Origin of the sequence: Chryseobacterium gilvum, assembly GCF_025628965.1 — a bacterium.
GTDB lineage: Bacteria > Bacteroidota > Bacteroidia > Flavobacteriales > Weeksellaceae > Chryseobacterium > Chryseobacterium gilvum.
This window is the reverse complement of the sequence record NZ_JAOTEN010000004.1, coordinates 146,055-164,945: the sequence shown is the minus strand read 5'-3', so window position 1 is coordinate 164,945 and position 18,891 is coordinate 146,055. Positions and strand designations below refer to the sequence as shown.

Annotated in this window: 14 protein-coding genes and 2 tRNA genes; 6 read left to right on the top strand and 10 right to left on the bottom strand. The window is 36.4% G+C overall.

Translation table 11 applies throughout. The annotated features are described in order from the left end of the window. From tamL to N0B16_RS12660, 4 genes are all read right to left on the bottom strand, one after another. Positions 1 to 2,328 (bottom strand): translocation and assembly module lipoprotein TamL, encoded by a 2,328-nt coding sequence (gene tamL, locus N0B16_RS12675; RefSeq protein WP_262991313.1) that lies wholly within the window; start codon positions 2,326 to 2,328, stop codon positions 1 to 3. A gap of 19 nt (positions 2,329 to 2,347) precedes the next feature. Further along, positions 2,348 to 7,372: a translocation/assembly module TamB domain-containing protein gene (locus N0B16_RS12670; RefSeq protein WP_262991312.1), complete on the bottom strand. Its 5,025-nt coding sequence runs from the start codon at positions 7,370 to 7,372 to the stop codon at positions 2,348 to 2,350. 265 nt (positions 7,373 to 7,637) lie between these two features. Beyond that, positions 7,638 to 7,708, bottom strand: a tRNA-Gln gene (locus N0B16_RS12665). Between the two features lie 134 nt (positions 7,709 to 7,842). After that, a tRNA-Gln gene (locus N0B16_RS12660) sits at positions 7,843 to 7,913 on the bottom strand. A 97-nt stretch (positions 7,914 to 8,010) separates the two neighbouring features. On the opposite strand from N0B16_RS12660, the gene N0B16_RS12655 reads away from it, so the two are divergent. From N0B16_RS12655 to N0B16_RS12640, 4 genes are read left to right on the top strand one after another with little or no spacing between them, the layout of a single operon-like run. Beyond that, on the top strand, positions 8,011 to 9,048 hold the full coding sequence (locus tag N0B16_RS12655; protein ID WP_262991311.1) for an AMP-binding protein: 1,038 nt from the start codon (positions 8,011 to 8,013) through the stop codon (positions 9,046 to 9,048). Between the two features lie 25 nt (positions 9,049 to 9,073). Then, the gene (gene arfB, locus N0B16_RS12650; protein WP_262991310.1) at positions 9,074 to 9,466 is read left to right on the top strand and encodes an alternative ribosome rescue aminoacyl-tRNA hydrolase ArfB; all 393 of its coding nucleotides are present in this window, start codon (positions 9,074 to 9,076) and stop codon (positions 9,464 to 9,466) included. 45 nt (positions 9,467 to 9,511) lie between these two features. Next, entirely contained in the window at positions 9,512 to 10,174 is a 663-nt protein-coding gene (locus N0B16_RS12645) for a hypothetical protein (protein WP_262991309.1), read from the top strand. Positions 10,175 to 10,201: 27 nt separating this feature from the next. Next, positions 10,202 to 11,173, top strand: coding sequence for a deoxyhypusine synthase family protein (locus tag N0B16_RS12640; protein WP_262991308.1), 972 nt, complete (start codon positions 10,202 to 10,204; stop codon positions 11,171 to 11,173). 185 nt (positions 11,174 to 11,358) lie between these two features. Here N0B16_RS12640 and N0B16_RS12635 read toward each other — a convergent pair whose 3' ends face one another. Beyond that, positions 11,359 to 11,505 (bottom strand): hypothetical protein, encoded by a 147-nt coding sequence (locus tag N0B16_RS12635; protein ID WP_262991307.1) that lies wholly within the window; start codon positions 11,503 to 11,505, stop codon positions 11,359 to 11,361. Between the two features lie 81 nt (positions 11,506 to 11,586). On the opposite strand from N0B16_RS12635, the gene N0B16_RS12630 reads away from it, so the two are divergent. Then, positions 11,587 to 11,883 (top strand): MGMT family protein, encoded by a 297-nt coding sequence (locus N0B16_RS12630; RefSeq protein WP_262991306.1) that lies wholly within the window; start codon positions 11,587 to 11,589, stop codon positions 11,881 to 11,883. Positions 11,884 to 11,893: 10 nt separating this feature from the next. Then, entirely contained in the window at positions 11,894 to 12,403 is a 510-nt protein-coding gene (locus tag N0B16_RS12625) for a hypothetical protein (RefSeq protein ID WP_262991305.1), read from the top strand. Between the two features lie 126 nt (positions 12,404 to 12,529). On the opposite strand, the gene htpG is transcribed toward N0B16_RS12625, so the two are convergent. From htpG to gap, 5 genes are all read right to left on the bottom strand, one after another. Further along, positions 12,530 to 14,422, bottom strand: a complete 1,893-nt coding sequence (gene htpG / locus N0B16_RS12620; protein WP_262991304.1) for a molecular chaperone HtpG — start codon at positions 14,420 to 14,422, stop codon at positions 12,530 to 12,532. Between the two features lie 139 nt (positions 14,423 to 14,561). Next, entirely contained in the window at positions 14,562 to 15,569 is a 1,008-nt protein-coding gene (gene recA, locus N0B16_RS12615) for a recombinase RecA (protein WP_262991303.1), read from the bottom strand. A gap of 144 nt (positions 15,570 to 15,713) precedes the next feature. Continuing rightward, positions 15,714 to 16,901: an oxygenase MpaB family protein gene (locus tag N0B16_RS12610; RefSeq protein ID WP_262991302.1), complete on the bottom strand. Its 1,188-nt coding sequence runs from the start codon at positions 16,899 to 16,901 to the stop codon at positions 15,714 to 15,716. A gap of 242 nt (positions 16,902 to 17,143) precedes the next feature. After that, a complete protein-coding gene (locus N0B16_RS12605; protein WP_262991301.1) occupies positions 17,144 to 17,776 on the bottom strand; it encodes a hypothetical protein in 633 nt (210 codons plus the stop codon). Positions 17,777 to 17,850: 74 nt separating this feature from the next. Further along, the gene (gene gap, locus N0B16_RS12600; protein WP_262991300.1) at positions 17,851 to 18,861 is read right to left on the bottom strand and encodes a type I glyceraldehyde-3-phosphate dehydrogenase; all 1,011 of its coding nucleotides are present in this window, start codon (positions 18,859 to 18,861) and stop codon (positions 17,851 to 17,853) included. Positions 18,862 to 18,891 lie beyond the last annotated feature (30 nt).

Below are 18,891 nucleotides of genomic sequence, written 5' to 3'. Positions count from 1 at the left end.
TTAAAAAGGATATCCGATTGCTATATTTAAAATAAGATTATCTCTCCTCCAGCTTCCGTCTCCAAAATTGATCCTGTCAAAAGCCCATCGATCTCCTTTTTCATAATAAGGAACTCTTAACGGCATCGCTAAATCAAGTCTCAATAGTAAAATGGAAAAGTCTAACCGTAAACCCACACCTGCACCTACTGCAACTTCACTTAAAAAATCTTTTGAAAATTTTGCGCCGGGTCTGTCCGGATCTTCGTTGACCAGCCAGATATTTCCTGCGTCTGCAAATACGGCAACATTCAGGAATTTATAAAGATTGGCGCGGTACTCTGCGTTCAGCTCCAGCTTAATATCACCCGACTGATCAAATAAAAATCCGGCTTCCTGTGTTCTCGGGTCATAACTTCCCGGGCCTAAAGTTCTTGCTCTGAAAGCACGGATACTGTTGCTTCCGCCCACAAAAAACTGTCTTGCAAAAGGGATGTTTTCTGAATTCCCGTATGGGATTGCGGCACCGGCGATCAGCCGGGTTGCAATAGAGGTTTTTTCAGCAAATTTGTGATAAAATCTGAAATCATTTTCAATCTTCGCATATTGACTGAACGGAACTCCGAAGATCTCCTTTACTTCTCCTTTTTTATAATTGGCTCCTGTTAAAAGCCCGGTAATATTTCCTGCCAAATCAAGCATACCTTTGTAATAAAATGTATTTTTTCTCGGAAGCATGGTGGTCGTGTAAGTATAAGAATAAGTAGGTCCGTAGATCAGCTGAGGTTCTACAGCTCGTTTTAAATATTGACTGTTTCCTATACTCTCAAGATATTTCGGGGTTACATTGGCTGGATCTACAAAGGTGATGTCAATCAGCTTCAGCTCATGTTCTTTCCGTACATTTTCTTTCCAGGTGTAGCCAAATGATGCATTAAAATTATTGAGAGTATATAAAGTGGTCCTGTTTTGAAATTCGTATCCTAAAATAATATTGGTTCTCGGCACAAAAGCGCTGGAAGAATTAAAACGGAATGGTGCGACAATTCTTGGGATGGATAACTGTACATTGGTTCCGGCTCTGAAAATGTTTTCAGCATCTTTCGGGCCGCCTATTTGCACATCAAAAGCACCGTAAACAGAAGCTTTAAACTGTTCTGCACCACGGAAAAAATTACGGTGCGTCCAGTTCAGGTTAAGTTCGCTTCCTGCGTAATTTGCAGAATTGGTTCTTCCTAAAGCTTCCAGACGTAATGATTGCAGTTCTTTCGGGGTCAAAAGATAATACGCATCAAACTTGTGTTGTAAAGAATCTGAAACGACAAATTCGTTTTTTACAAATTTAAAAACACCCAGACTAATCAATCTGTTGAGCGTAAGATTATGATCTTTTCTATTATACAGGTCTCCTTTTTCAAAATAAAGAGCGCGGTCAAAAATTTTAGGTTTAAATTTTTTATCAGGATCTACTACAAAAATATCGCCATACGCGTAGCCCGATAGCGAATCCGGATTCATCGGGATTTTATATTTTCCTTTTTTAACATCACGGATATTATAGTTAGGAAAAACGACTACTTTATCTATGGTAAACTGTGCTTTTGCTAAATCCGGAGTATTTTCTTTTAATTTCACATTCATCTCCACCGTGTGGTTTTTACTCACCGTACTGTCTGCCTGAACGATTATGTTATCCGGATTGAAATAATAAAAACCATTTTCTTTTAGATTATTGTCAATGCGTTCTCGTTCAGCCTTAATAACATCAAGATCAAAAGGATTTCCTTTTTTAAGTAAAGTTTTTTCTTTCGTTTTCTGAATTTCCTGATTGATAACAGAAGAATCTGCCTGAAAATTCACATTGCTGATTAAATATCTTGCTCCCGGTTTTAACGTATAAATAACTTTGGCTTTTTTATTTTTTGATACCGTATCGTAGGTTGCTTTTGCATTGAAATATCCTTTGTTTTCAGAATAATTTTCAATAATATCTTTGTTGAATTCCCGGTCTACATCTCCCAGTAATACAGGTTCTTCCCCGAATTTATATTTCAGCCAATATCGGATTCCTTTTTGTTTTTTAGGTTCTTTGGTTGCATTGTACGCATAAAGTTTTGGTCTAAGTCCCAGAAAAGAAGAGTTGGGTTTTGGAGTAAGATTTTCTTCCAGTGCGGCTTTTAGTTCATTTTTATCTTTTTTCGGAAGGGTATCATTTTCAATATTAATTTCGGCTCCGGTATATAATAACTGCCCTTCTTTTAGAAATTTGGTATTGCTGCACGAAATAATCACAAAGGCGAATCCTGCGATCAAAAAATATTTTAGAAATATGTTGAGTCTGCTTTTCATATTGATTTAATAACAATAATTATTTAAATTCTACAACCTGGCTATCTTTATTCTGTCTCTTATTTTTCCTTGATTTCCGGAAAATATCTTTGAATTTATCATAATCCAAAGTGATGATAAATCCTACACCGGTTTCGATGATCTGTCCCTGAAGAGCAACCTGATAATCATTTTTACGATACGCTCTCAACATATATCTTCCGTCTTTGGAAAGGCTGTAATCTACGGTGACGTCTCCTGCAATATTTGTAGCACTTTCGTTTTGTCTTGTTTCGCCTTCCAATCCGAAATTACTTCCCACAGATACTTTCAGACGGTCGTTCAGAAGTTTTTTGCTGATGCCGATGTTCAGATCGGTTCTTGTGTTCTGTACACCCGTAGAATAATCTTCGGTAGACTCAAGGTCAAAATTTAAGTCGACTCCTTTTATTAAGTCAGAAGCTAAATTATTCAGCTGCTGCGAAAGAATCTTACTCACACTCTGCCTTGCCAAAGTTTCTGTGGATAATCCGGAATTACTCTGGAAAGGATTTTCACCGATAAAACGGTTGAGAAGCAATAAGGCAAAAACCTGTTTATTCATTTCAGATTCTTCTCTTCTTAACTGCTCGAGTTTTGCATCTACGGTTTCAGTAACAGAAGAAGCGACTGCATTATTTTTTTCTGCTGTGGTAATATCAAACGAAATTTGCGGTTTCAGAAGCTCGCCTTTCAGTTTCAGTAACGTATTAAACGGAATTCGTTGCTTCAGCATATTGCTTTCGGCGGCCGTCATGGAACCGATCTGCTGTTCAACTAAATCAATCGGTGCTGCTTCGGTTTTATATACGGCGGTAATATCTAAAGTAGCTGTTGTAGGTTCGCCGGTCCAGGTAATCGTGCTTCCTTTCTCGATATCAAATTTTCTTTTGAGAAGGCTTACGGAAAGTTCATAGCTTCCTTTTTCCACTTCATAAACGCCTACTAAAGTTGTTTTTCCTGAAGGGTCAATTCCACCGGTAAGTTCCGCCTGTCCCTGAAGATTAACGAAATCTCCGTTGGCTTTATCAATGATGATTGATAATTTGGCTTCTTTATCAACTTCAATATTTACACTCACATCCATTCCTTTAAAATTAGTCTGAGAATCGAGTGAATCTGTCGTAATGGTTTTATTTAAAGCAACCTGATCCTGATCTATGAATTCTACAATCCCGTCTCTTTCCTGTAACGATGGACTTGATTGCGGCAGAACAAATGAGAAATCCGTATTTTTAGAGACAGACAATCTTCCGTCCACTTTAGGCAGGTCAAGATTTCCGCGTACCTGTAACGCCGCGTCAATGGCAAGAATTCCGTACATCATCGCGTCATTTGATTTTTCAGAATTTACAACTTTAAAATCTTTGGCATTTACATCAAGATTAAATGCAAAATCTCTGTAAGTTTGTGTAAGAACCTGCCCGTCTATCACAAGAGAATTTCCGTCTTTATCGTTGATTTTAAACTGATCAAATTCAATCCCGCGGTTTGTAAAATCGATATCATCATTGATGTTTCTGAAATCACTTCCTGTTTTTGCAATCTGCAGACCTACATTATTCATTTTCAGATTTCCTAAAATGTTGGGAGTTTTTGTATCTCCCGTCACTTTTAGTTTTCCTGAAATATAACCTTCCGTATCGGTAATCGCATTCATAGTAAACCCTTGAAGTGTTTTCATCTGAAGCTGATTCATATTAAGATCAAGATCAAAACGGCTAGTAGAAGTGTTGTAATCGCCGGTAATTTTTACATCATTATTATTTCCTGAAAGGGCAATATCTGCATTCAGAAGATTAGGAGCATTGTTATTGACCTTCACCGCAAGATTTCCGACCGGGCTTCCGTATACGATCAGATCAGAAACCGTAATATCTGAAGTAAAGGTCATGTTTTTGGTTATATTTTTCAGCTGCGCAGTCCCGTTGATCGTTCCTTTTGCCAGTAACGAATCTTTTTTAATAATTTCTGTAATGGTTTCTATCTTAAAGTCTTTTAAGGAAACATTCAGCGGACTATTAGGAGCACTGCTTTCAGACTGCAGAAGAATTTCACTTCCTGCACTGGATAGTCTGAAATTATCTGCTGAAATTCCGCGGCTGCCAATTTGTATTTTATTGTTTTCGGCAACGGTCCAGTCCATATAATTCAGTTTTAAGCCATCCGGATTTAACGAAATCTCTGTGATATCGTTCATCGATTTTGCATTTCCGGCAATTAAAAACTGCGTTGCGTCTTTATCATCTTTTGTAGTAATGTTATAATTGATGATATTATTGGCGACATCTCCGTTGATATTGACTTTTTGTAAGGCAAAACTTTCACTTTTTAAGGAAGCCACATTAAGGTTATATTGTAAAGCTTGGTTTTCATTAGTAATCCTCAACGAAGTATTTTCTAACGAATTCGTTCCATAAAGAATCTGCGGAATCTGTGCATCTACCAAAATCTGCTGAGAATCTGCATTGTAATTTCCATTCAAATTGATGGTTTCAAAACTTTTCAATTCCGGAACAAACTTTCTGATGAGGTCATCATTTTTTATTTTAGCGTTAAATGTAAAATACTGGCCGCCATCAATTTTCTGGGTTTTACCTGGTTTCTGAAATTGGTAATATTGATTGACAGTATGTTGGAGAGCACCAAAAATCTGAGTCAGTTTATATTTTCCTGTCAGTTCTACATCTGCAATTTGTGAATTGAAAGTAATTTTTGTAGAATCTTTTGTAGAAAGTGCTTTTAGATTCACTTCCTGGATTGGATACACTTCTTTAGTATCTGAAATTGCAAAATCTTTAAGATTGAGATATCCGTTTAAATGATCAGGATCAAGATTTGTAAAGTCCCCGTCAATTCCTCCGGCAATAATCATGGGAGAACTGTAGAATCCTAATTTATTTAAATCTAATTTGTTGATATTTCCGTTGACTTTTACTGTCGGGTTTTTGTCATTATACACTCCGGAAGCCGTTAACTGTAAATTGGCATTCGGATCTTTTGAATTTAAAATAATATGATAAACACCACGATTGATTTTTCCAGTAAGATTCATATTTTGATAACGGTACCCTTTGTAGACGGCAGACTGTACAAAACCTTTCAGATTGGCATTGGCATTTTTGAAATCAAAACTTTCACCTTTTGCAGAGATCTGTGCGGTAACGGCTCCTAAATCTTTATTCTGAATGATTTTTCCGATCTGTAAGTTTTGAAGATTGGCTTTCACATCATATCGCTCACGGTTTTTTCTACGCATATCAATTGTAACGATAATACCTGCATTTCCGAGGGTAGAAGTCAATCTCAAACGGGTATCTACGACTTTGGTTGTGCCTTTTGCAGTTCCTTTAATGGTAAAGAAAGAAGGCAGAGAAATAGTACTCGGGATGGTATTTTTGGGAACCAGGTTGAAAATGGTTTTCGCGGAGGAGGAAATTTCTGCGATATTCAGGTCATAATACAACTGATCCGGATTCATCGCATTTTTAATTCTTCCTGAAGCGGCAACTTTCAACCGGTCTAAACCTGAAACTTTAAGATTCTGAATAGCCAGATCATTGATAGTTCCTTTCAGGATAGCATTAATGTTGACAATAGCATTTGGATATTTATTAAACGGAGCGGTATTTCTCAGGGTAGGAACCAGGTTCAGAATGTCAGAAAAACCGATTTTAGAATCCCGGATATCGGCTGAAATTTTTACAGATCCCGGATTTACAGATAATTGCTCAACCGAATTATAATTGAGAATAATCTCATCTCTTAACACCGTTTTTGGAGTCTGCAGATATAAGTTTTTAAGATAGGCCTGCTCTTTTTCGTAAACAAAATCGGTATTGAACTTCTGAATATTTAGCCCTCTCTGTTCCTGAATTTCAGCTGATTTTACACTTCCCGCAAACTGGTTGTTTTCCATTTTAAAATTTCGCACATCGAGATTCATTTTGGCAAAATTCAGGTGGTTAAAATCCATTCCGTTTCGGGTAGGAGCGACTGCCGTATTGTTATAGGCAATTTTTACCTGATCAAAAATCAGTTTACCGAGAAGGAGCTTCATTGCTTTTTCCTCGCCCTGATTTGCTGATGATTTCTGGTCTGTATTCCCTTCAGTATTTGCATTTGAAGCCGGAAGAAACAGGTTTGCATTGATATTTGCACCGGTTAAATAGATATTTCCAACGTTGTAAGAATTATTTTCAAGATCCAGATTATTAATATTGGTGCTTAATTCTTTAAAAAGAACTTTTGCGAATGTCTTGGTATTGTTGTCACCATAATCAACATCAAAATTCGTGAGCTTAATGCCGCTTAGTTCCAATTTCATCGGCTTTTTACGGTTAAGCGAATCTACTTTTTGCTCCACATTTTTAGATACTTCCTCTACCAGATCCTGTTTGAGCTTTAGTTTTAATCCGTCAAAATTGATGTCATTAACAGCATAAGTATTATTTTGAAGATCAAAAGTTTTGACTCTTGTGTCAAAAGATTTAAAATAAACATTGATGTCATTACGGGATTGCTGATCATCAAAAGATAATCCTATATCTTCTAATTTTATTTTATCCAGCGAAATGATAAAAGGCTTTGAAGTGCTTTCCTGCTTTTCAGAGGTGGCAAAAGCATCAATAATGTAATCAAAATTGAATGTTCCGCCCGGATTTCGAACGATATTCGCACGTACTCCTTCCAAATCTACAGAGGTGATATCGGCTTTAGATTTGATCAGCTGCCACATGTCTAGACCTACATCAAGCTTTCTGACGGCAAGAAGTGTATCGGTTTTTTGGCCCTTTAAATAAAGGTTTTCCATCACAAGACTATTAGGAAATCCGATGTATACTTTATCTAAACTTACTTCTGTTTTAATTTTTTTTTCGAGATAAACAACCAGCTTTTCTTTAACGTAATTCTGAACGGCAGGAAGTCGCAGACTTAATACCAAAATGATAACCAGTGCTATAATGGAAATTATCGTGATACCAATACCTTTTAAAATCTTTCTTCTGTTTATTTTCAGTTTCAATGTATTGTGATTTAGACAAATATAAATAATTACAATTATTAATTATGAAACTCGGAAATTAATACGTGCTTTTGTGATTATTTATGATGTTTGATTGAAGGCTTTCATTGGAAATACCTGCAATATGCCTGCCAACCGAAGATTTTTGAGAAGAATATTGATAAATATGGTACTTGTTTAATAGGGGCTTATTAATTTTTTATTCAAAATAATAATATTGAGATTTAACCCATAAAAAAACCATCCTTGAAAAAAGGATGGTTTGTAGACCCACAGGGATTCGAACCCCGACTGACGGTACCAAAAACCGGAGTGCTACCGTTACACTATAGGTCTGCTTATTTTGGTGGTGCAAATTTGCAGCTTTTTTTATTGATGTGCAAATTTTTTCTGTTTTTTGAATATGAAATTAAATAGACAATTAATTTTTGAACTCAAATAAAAAACCATCCTTGAAAAAGGATGGTTTGTAGACCCACAGGGATTCGAACCCCGACTGACGGTACCAAAAACCGGAGTGCTACCGTTACACTATAGGTCTGCTTATTTTGGTGATGCAAATTTACAGTTTTTTTATTTACATGCAAATCGTTTTTTATTTTTTTTTACATTTACATCTGTTTTTAGCTGTAGAAAATATGACGATCCGTTTCAATAATCTCGAAATTAATAATTTACACCCGCAGACAGAATTTGAAAAAAAAGTCTTTCTTTTTGCTAAAGAATGGCTTTCAGATGCTGAATGTGTACCTGTACAGACTTCCGGATCTACCGGGATTCCAAAAATTTTTGAGATTGAAAAAAGTAAAATGCTGAATTCTGCAAAGTTGACCTGCGATTTTCTTGGGCTGAAAAAAGGAAATACAGCGCTCCTTTGTCTTCCTGTAGAATATATTTCCGGGAAAATGATGATCGTGCGGGCTTTTGAAAGAAAACTGAATCTGATGATAGCTGAACCGCTTCTCAAGCCTTTAGAAAATCTAAATTCAACTATAGATTTTTGTGCGATGACGCCTTTGCAGGTTGAAAATTCTTTGCATAAAATTCACCATATTAAAAATCTCATTATTGGAGGGGCTGCTGTTTCAGAATCTCTGAAAATAAAAATTGTTCAGATGCTCAGACAATCCGGTGCTCAGACAAAAATATATGAAACGTATGGCATGTCTGAAACGCTCTCTCACATTGCATTAAAAGAAATGTACCCCAAAACGGACAATACTTATTTCACGGTATTTAAAAATATAGAAATATCACAAGATGAGTGGGGTTGCCTGACTATTTTTGCGCCAATGCTGAATGCTGAAGTTTTAAAAACGAATGATTTAGTTGAAATTAAAAATCAAGATCAGTTTAGATTTTTGGGGAGAATAGACAACGTAATCAATTCCGGAGGGGCTAAAATTTTTCCAGAACAGCTGGAAGCTTTAGTAAAAAAGGAAATTTCTAATGAAGTTGTTTTTTCTGCACTGAATGATGAAAGTTTAGGGCAAAAATTAGTAATGGTTGTTGAAGGGATCGAATCTGAAGATCTGAAAAATAAAATATCAGAAATTCAATTTGAAAAGAAGTTTCATAAACCGAAACAGATTTTTTTTACTGAAAAAATTCCAAGAACCCCAAACGGAAAATTAGACCGTACCGAACTGACAAAATATATAAACAGTAAGTACTGATCAGTTTTGATCTCAATTTAAGCGTATGATAGATTTTTCAAAAGAACTCAGCTATAAAACTTCCCGAAGCAGTGGAGCAGGAGGACAGAACGTCAACAAAGTAGAAACCGCGGTTACAGTACTTTGGAAAATTGATGATTCCGAATTTTTCAATGACAGGCAAAAATCTTTGATTCACGAAAAATTAAAAAATAGGATCAATGCAGAAGGATTTTTATATTTTAATGTGTCAGAAAGCAGAACCCAGCTTCAGAATAAAAAAATAGCGACCGAGAGAATTCTCGAGACCGTTCAGAATGCTTTAATTATTCCCAAATTCAGAGCCAAAACAAAGCCTACAAGATCGTCTGTAGAAAAGCGTATTCAACAGAAAAAGCAGCATTCAGACAAAAAAGAAAATAGGCGCTTTAAATTTTAATTCTCTATCTCAGGAAAAATATTATTTTTGTGGAAATTAAAAATAATGTTAAAAAAACTATTGCTTCCCGGAGCTTTTCTGATCCCATTTCTATTTTCTGCACAGGAAACTTCAAAACAACCAAAAATCTCCATCATTCCTGCTGTAGGATTTGGATGGCGTACTGCCGAGCTGCCAAGCGGACTTACCAATGATGAAAAAAATTATATCAAAGATCTGAAAAAAGGCTTCAACTTTGACATCGGTGCATATTATCATTTGAACGGACCGGTAGCAATTGGGGTTAAATATTCCAATTACAGCGCATCAAGTAATGGAAGAATATCGGTAGTCAATAACTCTGGAAATGTCGTTTCGGCGGCGGTAAGCACAAAAGATAATATCACATTTTTCGGCCCTGGCTTTTTGATTTCAAATTACAACGAGCCTTCAAGACATAAGCTGTTTTTAGATTTAGCATTAGGAGTTATTACGTATACTACAAAAACTGGCTCTGTAAAAGGAACAGGTTCCAATTTGGGTGCGGAGATTGATTTTGCATATCAGTATCAAATCTCCCGAAACTTTCTAATCGGCCCAAAACTAGGATTAACCGGAGGAACGCTCAGTAAAATGAAATACAATGGTGTCACGTACAATTTTGATGAAGATCAGAAAGAAGGATTAAGCAGAGTTTCTTTAAGTGCAGCCGCCACTTTCCGTTTTTAAATTTTATCTTTGTAAAAATTTAAAAAAATGAGCAAACCGATTACAGAGTTCATAGAAAAATATTATCTGCACTTCAATGCAGCCGCTTTGGTAGATGCTTCCAAAGGATATGTTGCCCATCTTAAAGAAGGTGGAAAAATGATGATCACTTTGGCAGGAGCCATGTCTACTGCAGAATTAGGAAAAATTTTAGCCGAAATGATTCGTCAGGATAAGGTAGATTTTATTTCTTGTACGGGAGCGAACCTGGAAGAAGATTTAATGAACCTGGTTGCGCATTCTCATTACGAAAGAGTGCCGCATTACAGAGATTTAACGGCTCAGGATGAGTGGGATTTATTGGAAAGAGGCTTAAACAGGGTTACCGATACCTGTATTCCTGAAGAAGAAGCGTTCAGAAGACTACAGAAACATATCGTTGAAATCTGGAAAGACGCGGAAGCAAAAGGGGAAAGATATTTTCCGCACGAATTTATGTATAAAATGATTCTTTCCGGAGTTTTGGAGCAGTATTACGAAATTCCGATAGAAAATTCATGGATGATTGCGGCAGCAGAGAAAAACCTTCCAATTGTGGTTCCTGGATGGGAAGATTCCACCATGGGAAATATTTTTGCTTCGTATTGTATTAAAGGAGAATTGACGGCAACAACCATGAAGTCCGGAATTGAATATATGACGTATTTAGCCGATTGGTATACGAAAAACTCATCAGGAAAAGGAGTAGGATTCTTCCAGATTGGAGGAGGTATTGCGGGAGATTTCCCGATTTGTGTAGTTCCGATGCTGTACCAGGATATGGAAATGCATGATATTCCGTTCTGGTCTTATTTCTGCCAGATTTCAGATTCTACCACTTCGTACGGTTCATATTCCGGAGCGGTTCCGAACGAAAAAATCACTTGGGGAAAATTGGATATTACAACACCGAAATTTATCGTTGAGAGTGATGCAACCATTTGTGCACCTTTGATGTTCTCTTATATTTTAGAAAATTAAGATTTTCATTTAAAAGAAATAAAAACGCTTCATTTATTTGGAGCGTTTTTTTTATATATTTTATTTGGGCGTGTCCCGCTCCAATGCTAAGTCCAACGCTCGGGTCGGGCTTCTCCGGGCTTCACTTCGTTCCGGTACTTTGTACCGCTCGCTTCGCTCGCGCCCTCCATATCCCTCACGCGAAGTCAGTCCATAGAGTTGATCACGACAAAATAACGATAGGCTACAATTGCTTTTTGTATTTTAGTAAGCTTCGACGGATCTTTATCGCTTAGTTTAGGCAAAACTTTTTTATTGATCTTATTCAGCAGACGGAAAAATGATTTTTTCATATCTTTATCTTTAGCATAGTTGAGAATCCAAAAATAATGCAAGTTATGATTTGGAAAGCTTGTTTCAGAAAAATCTAAAAAATGAACGAACTATTTAAACAGCAGGTTTGGGAAGTTTCCAGATTGATTCCCAAAGGACGCGTTTCAAGTTACGGAGCCATTGCCAAAGCAGTGGGTTTTCCCAATCATTCCCGTCATGTCGGTAAAGCAATGGGTGGCTGTCCGAAAGATGTTCCGGCGCATCGTGTGATTTCAAGTTCCGGAATATTATCGGTGCCTGAATTTCAGGAAAAGCTTGAAGCAGAAGGAATTGTAGTGGAAAATTTCAGGATCAAAAATTTCAAAACGCTGTTTTGGAATCCGCTTGAAGAATTATAACAGGTTTAAGATGAGTAGAAATATTTTAAACATCTTGGCTTTATTTTTAATAATTATTAATCTAAGTTGTATAAAAAAATCAAATGAAATATCTAAATCTTTAAGCTCAGGATTTTCAGATTCTGTTCGATTATCAAAAGCTAGGAAATTTGATTTTCAATATGACGGACTTACACCACAAGCTTCGTATTTTTTAGGCTGTAAGTTGAAGTTTTTAGAAATCGAGCATCATGGAGAATTAACGACTATTAAAGAACAAATAATATTTGAAGATGATTCAATACGCACATTATACAGTATCAGTGAAACTTACGGTGAAAACAGTGAAAGAGGCGGAAGAAATTGGGACGAAAAAACAAATGCCATTCTCATAAAAGATTATAAAAATAAAACTTCAAAGACGTATCGTAATGACTGGCTCACAAAGGTTGAAAAAATAACCAAAAGCTCTAAGCTGGAAAAAGAATTTCTTTACAGAGTAAAAATGTACACTGAAAAAGAATACAATTGTGGGAAGTAATGCTGGAGTTTATAAGAAGATAGTTTATATGGAATTTTGATGCAATTGATTCATATATTTTGTTGGTATAAAGTTTCGGCGGTGGCAAAGCCACCGCCGAAACTCAAAATATAAATATTGAGAAATTTACTTACTCAATTGCTGATAGCTTCTCTGTATAAAATCGGTAAGATCTTTCCCTTTCAGCAAATTCTGAGAAAGTTTTGCAAGATCCAACGCATACTTTATTTTTGAGGTTTTATCTTCCGTATCTTCAGTTTTCAGGAGCTCGGAAGCCAATTCGCTGTTGGAATTGACTACAAGATTATACATCTCAGGGAAACCTCCCATTCCGAACATTCCGCCGCCGCCGGTTGCCTGCATGTCTTTCATTCTTCGCATAAACTCAGGCTGGGTAATGATAAACGGAGCTTCAGAGCTGTCAAGATCTTCCAGCTGAACGCTGAATTTCTGGTCATTAACGGCATTTTCAATTTCTTTTTTCAACGTTTCCTTTTCAGTATCATTTAATTTTGAAATCGCAGGCTCGTCTTTCTTAATAAGGTTATTGATGTGATCTGCATCTACTCGCGCAAAAGAAATTTTCTCTTTTGACGTTTCCAGTTTCTGAATAACGTGCGGAACAATAGGGGAGTCTAAAAGAAGAACTTCATAGCCCTTATCTTTCGCAGATTGGATGTAACTGTGCTGCTCGTCTGCATTCGTAGCGTATAAAATCACCAGATTTCCGTCTTTATCTGTTTGTGCAGGCTTGATTTTTTCTTCCAGTTCGTTCCACAAAAGATATTTCCCTTCGGTGGTAGGATAGAGTACAAATTTATCAGACTTTTCAAAGAATTTCTCTTCAGAAACCATTCCGTACTCAATCACAATTTTAATATCATTCCATTTTTGCTCGTAATCTTCACGGTTTTCATTGATGAGAGAAGCCATTTTATCAGCTACTTTTTTGGTGATGTAAGAAGAGATTTTCTTTACGGCACCATCTGCCTGCAGATAAGAACGTGATACATTCAGCGGAATGTCCGGAGAATCGATCACACCGCGAAGAAGCATTAAGAAATCAGGAACAATACCTTTCACTTCGTCCGTTACAAAAACCTGGTTTTGATACAGCTGAATTTTATCTTTTTCGATATTCAGGTTATTGGCCAATTTCGGAAAGAATAAAATTCCGGTCAGGTTAAAAGGATAATCTACATTAAGGTGAATATTAAACAGAGGCTCTTCAAACTGCATCGGATACAGCTCGTGATAGAATTTTGTATAATCTTCTTTTTGCAGATCAGCCGGAGCAATCGTCCACGCCGGAGTTGGGTTATTGATGATATTATCAACCTCTTCGGTTTCTGCCGTTGTTCCTTCAGGAGCGTCTTCCGGAAGAGGAAGCGTATGGGTTTTGGTTCCGAATTTGATTGGAATGGGCATGAATTTATTGTATTTTAACAACAATTCTCGGATCTTGCCTTCTTCTAAAAACTCCAGGGAATCTTCTGCGATGTGAAGAATGATCTCTGTTCCCCGGTCTGTTTTATCCGTGGTTTCTTCGAGAGTAAATTCCGGGCTTCCGTCGCAGATCCAGCGAACTGCCGGTTCTTCTTTATACGATTTTGTGATAATCTCCACTTTTTCAGCAACCATAAAAGCTGAATAGAACCCTAATCCAAAATGGCCGATAATCCCGGAATCTTTTGCCGAATCTTTATATTTTTCCAAAAATTCTTCCGCACCCGAAAATGCCACCTGATTGATATATTTTTCAACCTCTTCAGAGGTCATCCCGATTCCCTGATCAATGATTGTAAGTGTTTTTGCTTCCTTATTGATCTTTACTTCAATCTTTGGATTTCCGTATTCCACTTTTGCTTCGCCGATGCCCGTTAAATGTTTTAGTTTTAAAGTAGCGTCGGTTGCATTCGAGATCAATTCTCTCAGGAATATTTCGTGATCACTGTACAGAAATTTTTTAATTAATGGAAAAATATTTTCCACTGATACGTTAATATTTCCTTTAGTCATAATAATTTAGTTTTAATTTGTGGTAAGCTTCGCAAAAAAAATACCATGCGAATGAACGTGACATTTTGTCAATATTTATCTCTATGAATAACAAAAAAAGACAGCACCGCGGCTGTCTTTTAGTATTTAAATCAACAAACTATTTTTTATTGTTGATAATCTCTTCTTTCACTTTATTTTCAAGCTCTTCAGCCAGTTCAGGATTGTCTTTTAAAACATCTCTTACGGCATCACGGCCTTGTCCGAGCTTTGTATCACCGTAGCTGAACCAAGATCCGCTTTTCTTCACAATTCCCATATCTACTGAAGCATCAAGGATTTCACCGGTTTTTGAAACACCTTCACCATACATGATATCAAATTCTGCCATTTTGAAAGGCGGCGCTACTTTGTTTTTCACGATTTTCACTTTTACGCGGCTTCCGACAGCTTCATCTCCGTTTTTAATCGGTGCACTTGCTTTTCTGATGTCTACTCTTACGGAAGCGTAGAATTTCAAAGCATTACCCCCAGTTGTTGTTTCAGGATTTCCGAACATCACTCCGATTTTTTCTCTCAGCTGGTTGATGAAAATTACCGTACATTTTGTTCTCGAAATGGTTGCTGTTAATTTTCTCAACGCCTGAGACATCAATCTCGCATGAAGACCCATTTTAGAATCTCCCATTTCACCTTCGATCTCTGCTTTTGGTGTTAATGCAGCTACAGAGTCAATCACTACGATATCAATAGCTCCGGAACGGATCAGGTTATCGGCGATTTCCAAAGCCTGTTCGCCGTTATCCGGTTGAGAAATGATTAGGTTTTCCAGGTCAATTCCCAGCTTTCCCGCATATCCTCTGTCAAAAGCATGCTCTGCATCAATAAAAGCGGCAATTCCGCCTGCTTTTTGAGCTTCAGCAATAGCATGAAGGGTTAAAGTGGTTTTACCGGAAGATTCAGGGCCATAAATTTCTATGATTCTTCCTCTTGGATATCCACCGACTCCCAGTGCGATGTCTAATCCCAAAGATCCTGAAGGGATCACTTCTATGGTGTGGTCTACGGAATCGTCACCCAATGTCATTACAGTTCCTTTTCCGTAGGTTTTATCTAATTTATCAAGCACTAATGCAAGTGCTTTTTTCTTATCGTCTATATTGCTCATTGTTGTTAAAATAATGGATCAAAAATACGAAATTTTAATGTGAAAAGCTAATAATATTTGCTTTTGAATGATGATTTTAGCGTTAAAAAAAATATAAAATTCACGATTTAATTATAAAATCTTTAAAGCATAGATTGGATTGATTTAATGGAAATTTGAATCTTTGGCGACTCTTAAATAATCCTTCAAAACTTTTAACTGATCATTATTTCCTTTCTGTATCCTGCTTTCCCGGCTCATGCAAAAATCAAAGATTTTATTTAAAATTCTCTTTGTTTTTGGAAATCCATTTTTCATGGGCACATCAGGAATCTGAAGCCTTTTGCATACTTCATGGTCCAGTAAAAACCAGGTGCAGCAAATATGGAGATAGCGCAGGTTTCTTCTTTCAAACTTGAATTTTAGGATAGGGTTTTCCAGAGATTCGTCAAGAAGGGAATGGGCCAGTAAAACGGAATCTTTATCGGAAGGCGGCTGAATAGATGTCCACAAATAAAAATATTCCACAGCCTGTTTTTTATGATCGGGTAACAGTTCTTCAGGAATTCCCAAAAGATATCCCACATATTTCCAAAGATGGAAAATGCCTTTTTCTTCTTCAAGGGTAAAAGTGTTTCCGAGTTTATGAAGGCTGTGAAGAAAAACAAGACTGAAGCCAATATAAGTTGCCATCATATCCCAGGAATTGATGGGTTCTCCCCAATTTTCAGTATCCCAGTTTTTGTAGTGTTTTTTAATGGAAAGTCTTGCATAAGAATGAATCAACCTGGTTTTGATGGCAAATTCATATCCTTTTTTGTGAATTTCCAAAGCATCATACCTTGTGACATTTACCCAAAAATCCAACGTTTCCGAAAGACGTTTCACCGCTCCTTTTTTCAGGGCTTCGGTGACAATCAGGGGTTTATTGAGGTAGGCATAATCATATCCTCCCATTAAACAGTAATCACGTAAAGAGATCAGTGAATCTACATTGCAGCGCATACAAAGTTCTGCACCGCTTTTAATCAGATTATAGTCTAACCAGTCGGGCTTCGCTTGAGTTTGTTTAAAAAGTTTTTTTACACTTTCGGGAGCAATGTCATTTTCTGAAACGCCGTTCCGGATGTACTGTTCAATTTCTTTTGATGCTTCGTGAAATTTTTTGGTAAAATAAACTTCAGCAATGACGTCATCGCCTAATTCATCAACATGATAAAAATAATGAGAAAATTTTTCAAAATTTTTAAAGCTGACTTCCGCACCGGAAAAATCGATTAGTTGTTTTCCGTTTCCTTTTTCCCAAAAGTTTTTAAAATGAATTGAATCTTTAAATCTTGGCTGTAGCATCATGGTTTACATCTGAATTAAAAGTGCAAGTTTTACGCCGAAAATAGACGCAATTAATGATTATAACACAATCATTAAATATTGTTGTAATAAGAAGCCTTCCGATTGGGAAGGCTTTATTTATAATGGATTGAATTCTGATTATAAAGAAGCTGAATCTTTTTATCTCCAATGAATCCTGAGAAACCATTGCATATATTGTTGAAGAATTTGATTTTGAATTTGAAATTGTAAACTTATCCAAATTATTTCAAATATTTGTCTGGACCTTGATAACCCAAAAGTTCATAAATAAAAGATCCTAAAAACATTGCAAAGATTACAGATAACAGTATAGCTATAAAAACCACAGTATTACTTCTGCTTTGGTTTGTGAAAAGTTTTATAAAACCGTAAGAAATTATTCCCAATCCTATCGCGAAAATGTAAAATATATGACCAGAATAGATCATTTGTAATCCCCATAAAATCCCACCAACAATTCCACCAATTGTTCCCCCTAAAAGACTTCCGATAACGGTGCCAGAATTAATTTCCAAGTCTTTTTTTGTTGATTCTAGTGAATGAATAGTCTCATCTAAAATTTCTTGCAGCTCACTTGTAGACAATATTTCTGATTTTAAATGTGAGTTAATATCATTTTTAGTAAATCCATTTTTATAAAACTTGATTACATCGTCATTTATTCTCAATTTTTCGTTTTCTTTTTCTACAATTCTATCATAACGTTCATTAAGCGTTTGTATTCCACCTTTGCGGTCCACAACAATTTCTAAAGCTTTTCTAGCATCTTCTGTGTACCCGTCTTTATTCAAATAAACTTTCATCAATTCACTATCGGAATATTGAGAATATCTGTTAATAAGCTCATCAAACATGATTATTAATTTTTGTATGAAATTTAAACAAAAAAACCTTCCAATTCGGAAGGTTTATAATTAAGCTCAATTTTCTAGTTAGAAAGAGAAGCTGAATGAATCAACATATCTACTAATTTATTAGAATACCCCATTTCATTGTCATACCAAGAAACAAGTTTCACGAAGTTAGGAGACAGCATAATTCCAGCGTCTTTATCAAAGATCGAAGTTCTCTTGTCTCCGATGAAATCCTGAGAAACAACTGCATCTTCAGTGTATCCTAAAATACCTTTCAATTCACCTTCAGAAGCCGCTTTAATTACTGAGCATATTTCTTCGTAAGAAGCCGCTTTTTCGATTCTTACTGTTAAATCTACTACAGAAACGTCAACAGTTGGTACTCTGAAAGACATTCCGGTTAATTTTCCGTTTAATGAAGGAATTACTTTTCCTACCGCTTTTGCAGCACCTGTAGAAGAAGGGATAATATTGTTAAGAGCAGCTCTACCACCTCTCCAGTCTTTTGCAGAAGGGCCGTCAACTGTTTTCTGAGTCGCTGTTGTCGCGTGCACTGTAGTCATCAAACCTTCTACGATCCCGAAGTTATCGTGAATTACCTTAGCCAAAGGAGCCAAACAGTTTGTGGTACAAGATGCGTTGGATAAAATTTTGATATCGTCCGTAAGTTCTTTGTGGTTTACCCCCATTACAAACATCGGTGTGTCATCTTTGGAAGGAGCAGAAAGAATTACTTTTTTTGCACCTGCATTAAGGTGTGCAGCAGCACTTTCTTTATCTAAAAATAAACCGGTAGATTCTACGATATATTCTGCGCCTACTTCGTTCCATTTTAAGTTATTCGGGTCTCTTTCTGCAGTTACACGGATTTTTTTTCCGTTTACCACAAGATCATTACCTTCTACAGATACTTCACCAGGAAAGATCCCATGCACAGAATCATATTTTAACATGTAAGCCATGTATTCTGCATTGATAAGGTCGTTGATTCCTACTACCTCGATGTTGTCTCTTTCAGTCATTGCTCTGAATACAAGACGACCGATTCTACCAAACCCGTTAATACCTACTTTAATTGTTGACATAATGTTTTTGACTTTTTAATTATATAAAAT

What these genes read in the sequence shown, in the direction of transcription:
- tamL (WP_262991313.1), bottom strand. Translation starts at nt 2,328, where the DNA reads ATGAAAAGCAGACTCAACATATTTCTAAAATATTTTTTGATCGCAGGA.
- N0B16_RS12645 (WP_262991309.1), top strand. Translation starts at nt 9,512, where the DNA reads ATGTTAAAAAAACTATTGCTTCCCGGAGCTTTTCTGATCCCATTTCTA.
- arfB (WP_262991310.1), top strand. Translation starts at nt 9,074, where the DNA reads ATGATAGATTTTTCAAAAGAACTCAGCTATAAAACTTCCCGAAGCAGT.
- htpG (WP_262991304.1), bottom strand. Translation starts at nt 14,422, where the DNA reads ATGACTAAAGGAAATATTAACGTATCAGTGGAAAATATTTTTCCATTA.
- N0B16_RS12640 (WP_262991308.1), top strand. Translation starts at nt 10,202, where the DNA reads ATGAGCAAACCGATTACAGAGTTCATAGAAAAATATTATCTGCACTTC.
- N0B16_RS12610 (WP_262991302.1), bottom strand. Translation starts at nt 16,901, where the DNA reads ATGATGCTACAGCCAAGATTTAAAGATTCAATTCATTTTAAAAACTTT.
- gap (WP_262991300.1), bottom strand. Translation starts at nt 18,861, where the DNA reads ATGTCAACAATTAAAGTAGGTATTAACGGGTTTGGTAGAATCGGTCGT.
- N0B16_RS12635 (WP_262991307.1), bottom strand. Translation starts at nt 11,505, where the DNA reads ATGAAAAAATCATTTTTCCGTCTGCTGAATAAGATCAATAAAAAAGTT.
- N0B16_RS12630 (WP_262991306.1), top strand. Translation starts at nt 11,587, where the DNA reads ATGAACGAACTATTTAAACAGCAGGTTTGGGAAGTTTCCAGATTGATT.
- N0B16_RS12605 (WP_262991301.1), bottom strand. Translation starts at nt 17,776, where the DNA reads ATGTTTGATGAGCTTATTAACAGATATTCTCAATATTCCGATAGTGAA.
- N0B16_RS12625 (WP_262991305.1), top strand. Translation starts at nt 11,894, where the DNA reads ATGAGTAGAAATATTTTAAACATCTTGGCTTTATTTTTAATAATTATT.
- N0B16_RS12655 (WP_262991311.1), top strand. Translation starts at nt 8,011, where the DNA reads ATGACGATCCGTTTCAATAATCTCGAAATTAATAATTTACACCCGCAG.
- recA (WP_262991303.1), bottom strand. Translation starts at nt 15,569, where the DNA reads ATGAGCAATATAGACGATAAGAAAAAAGCACTTGCATTAGTGCTTGAT.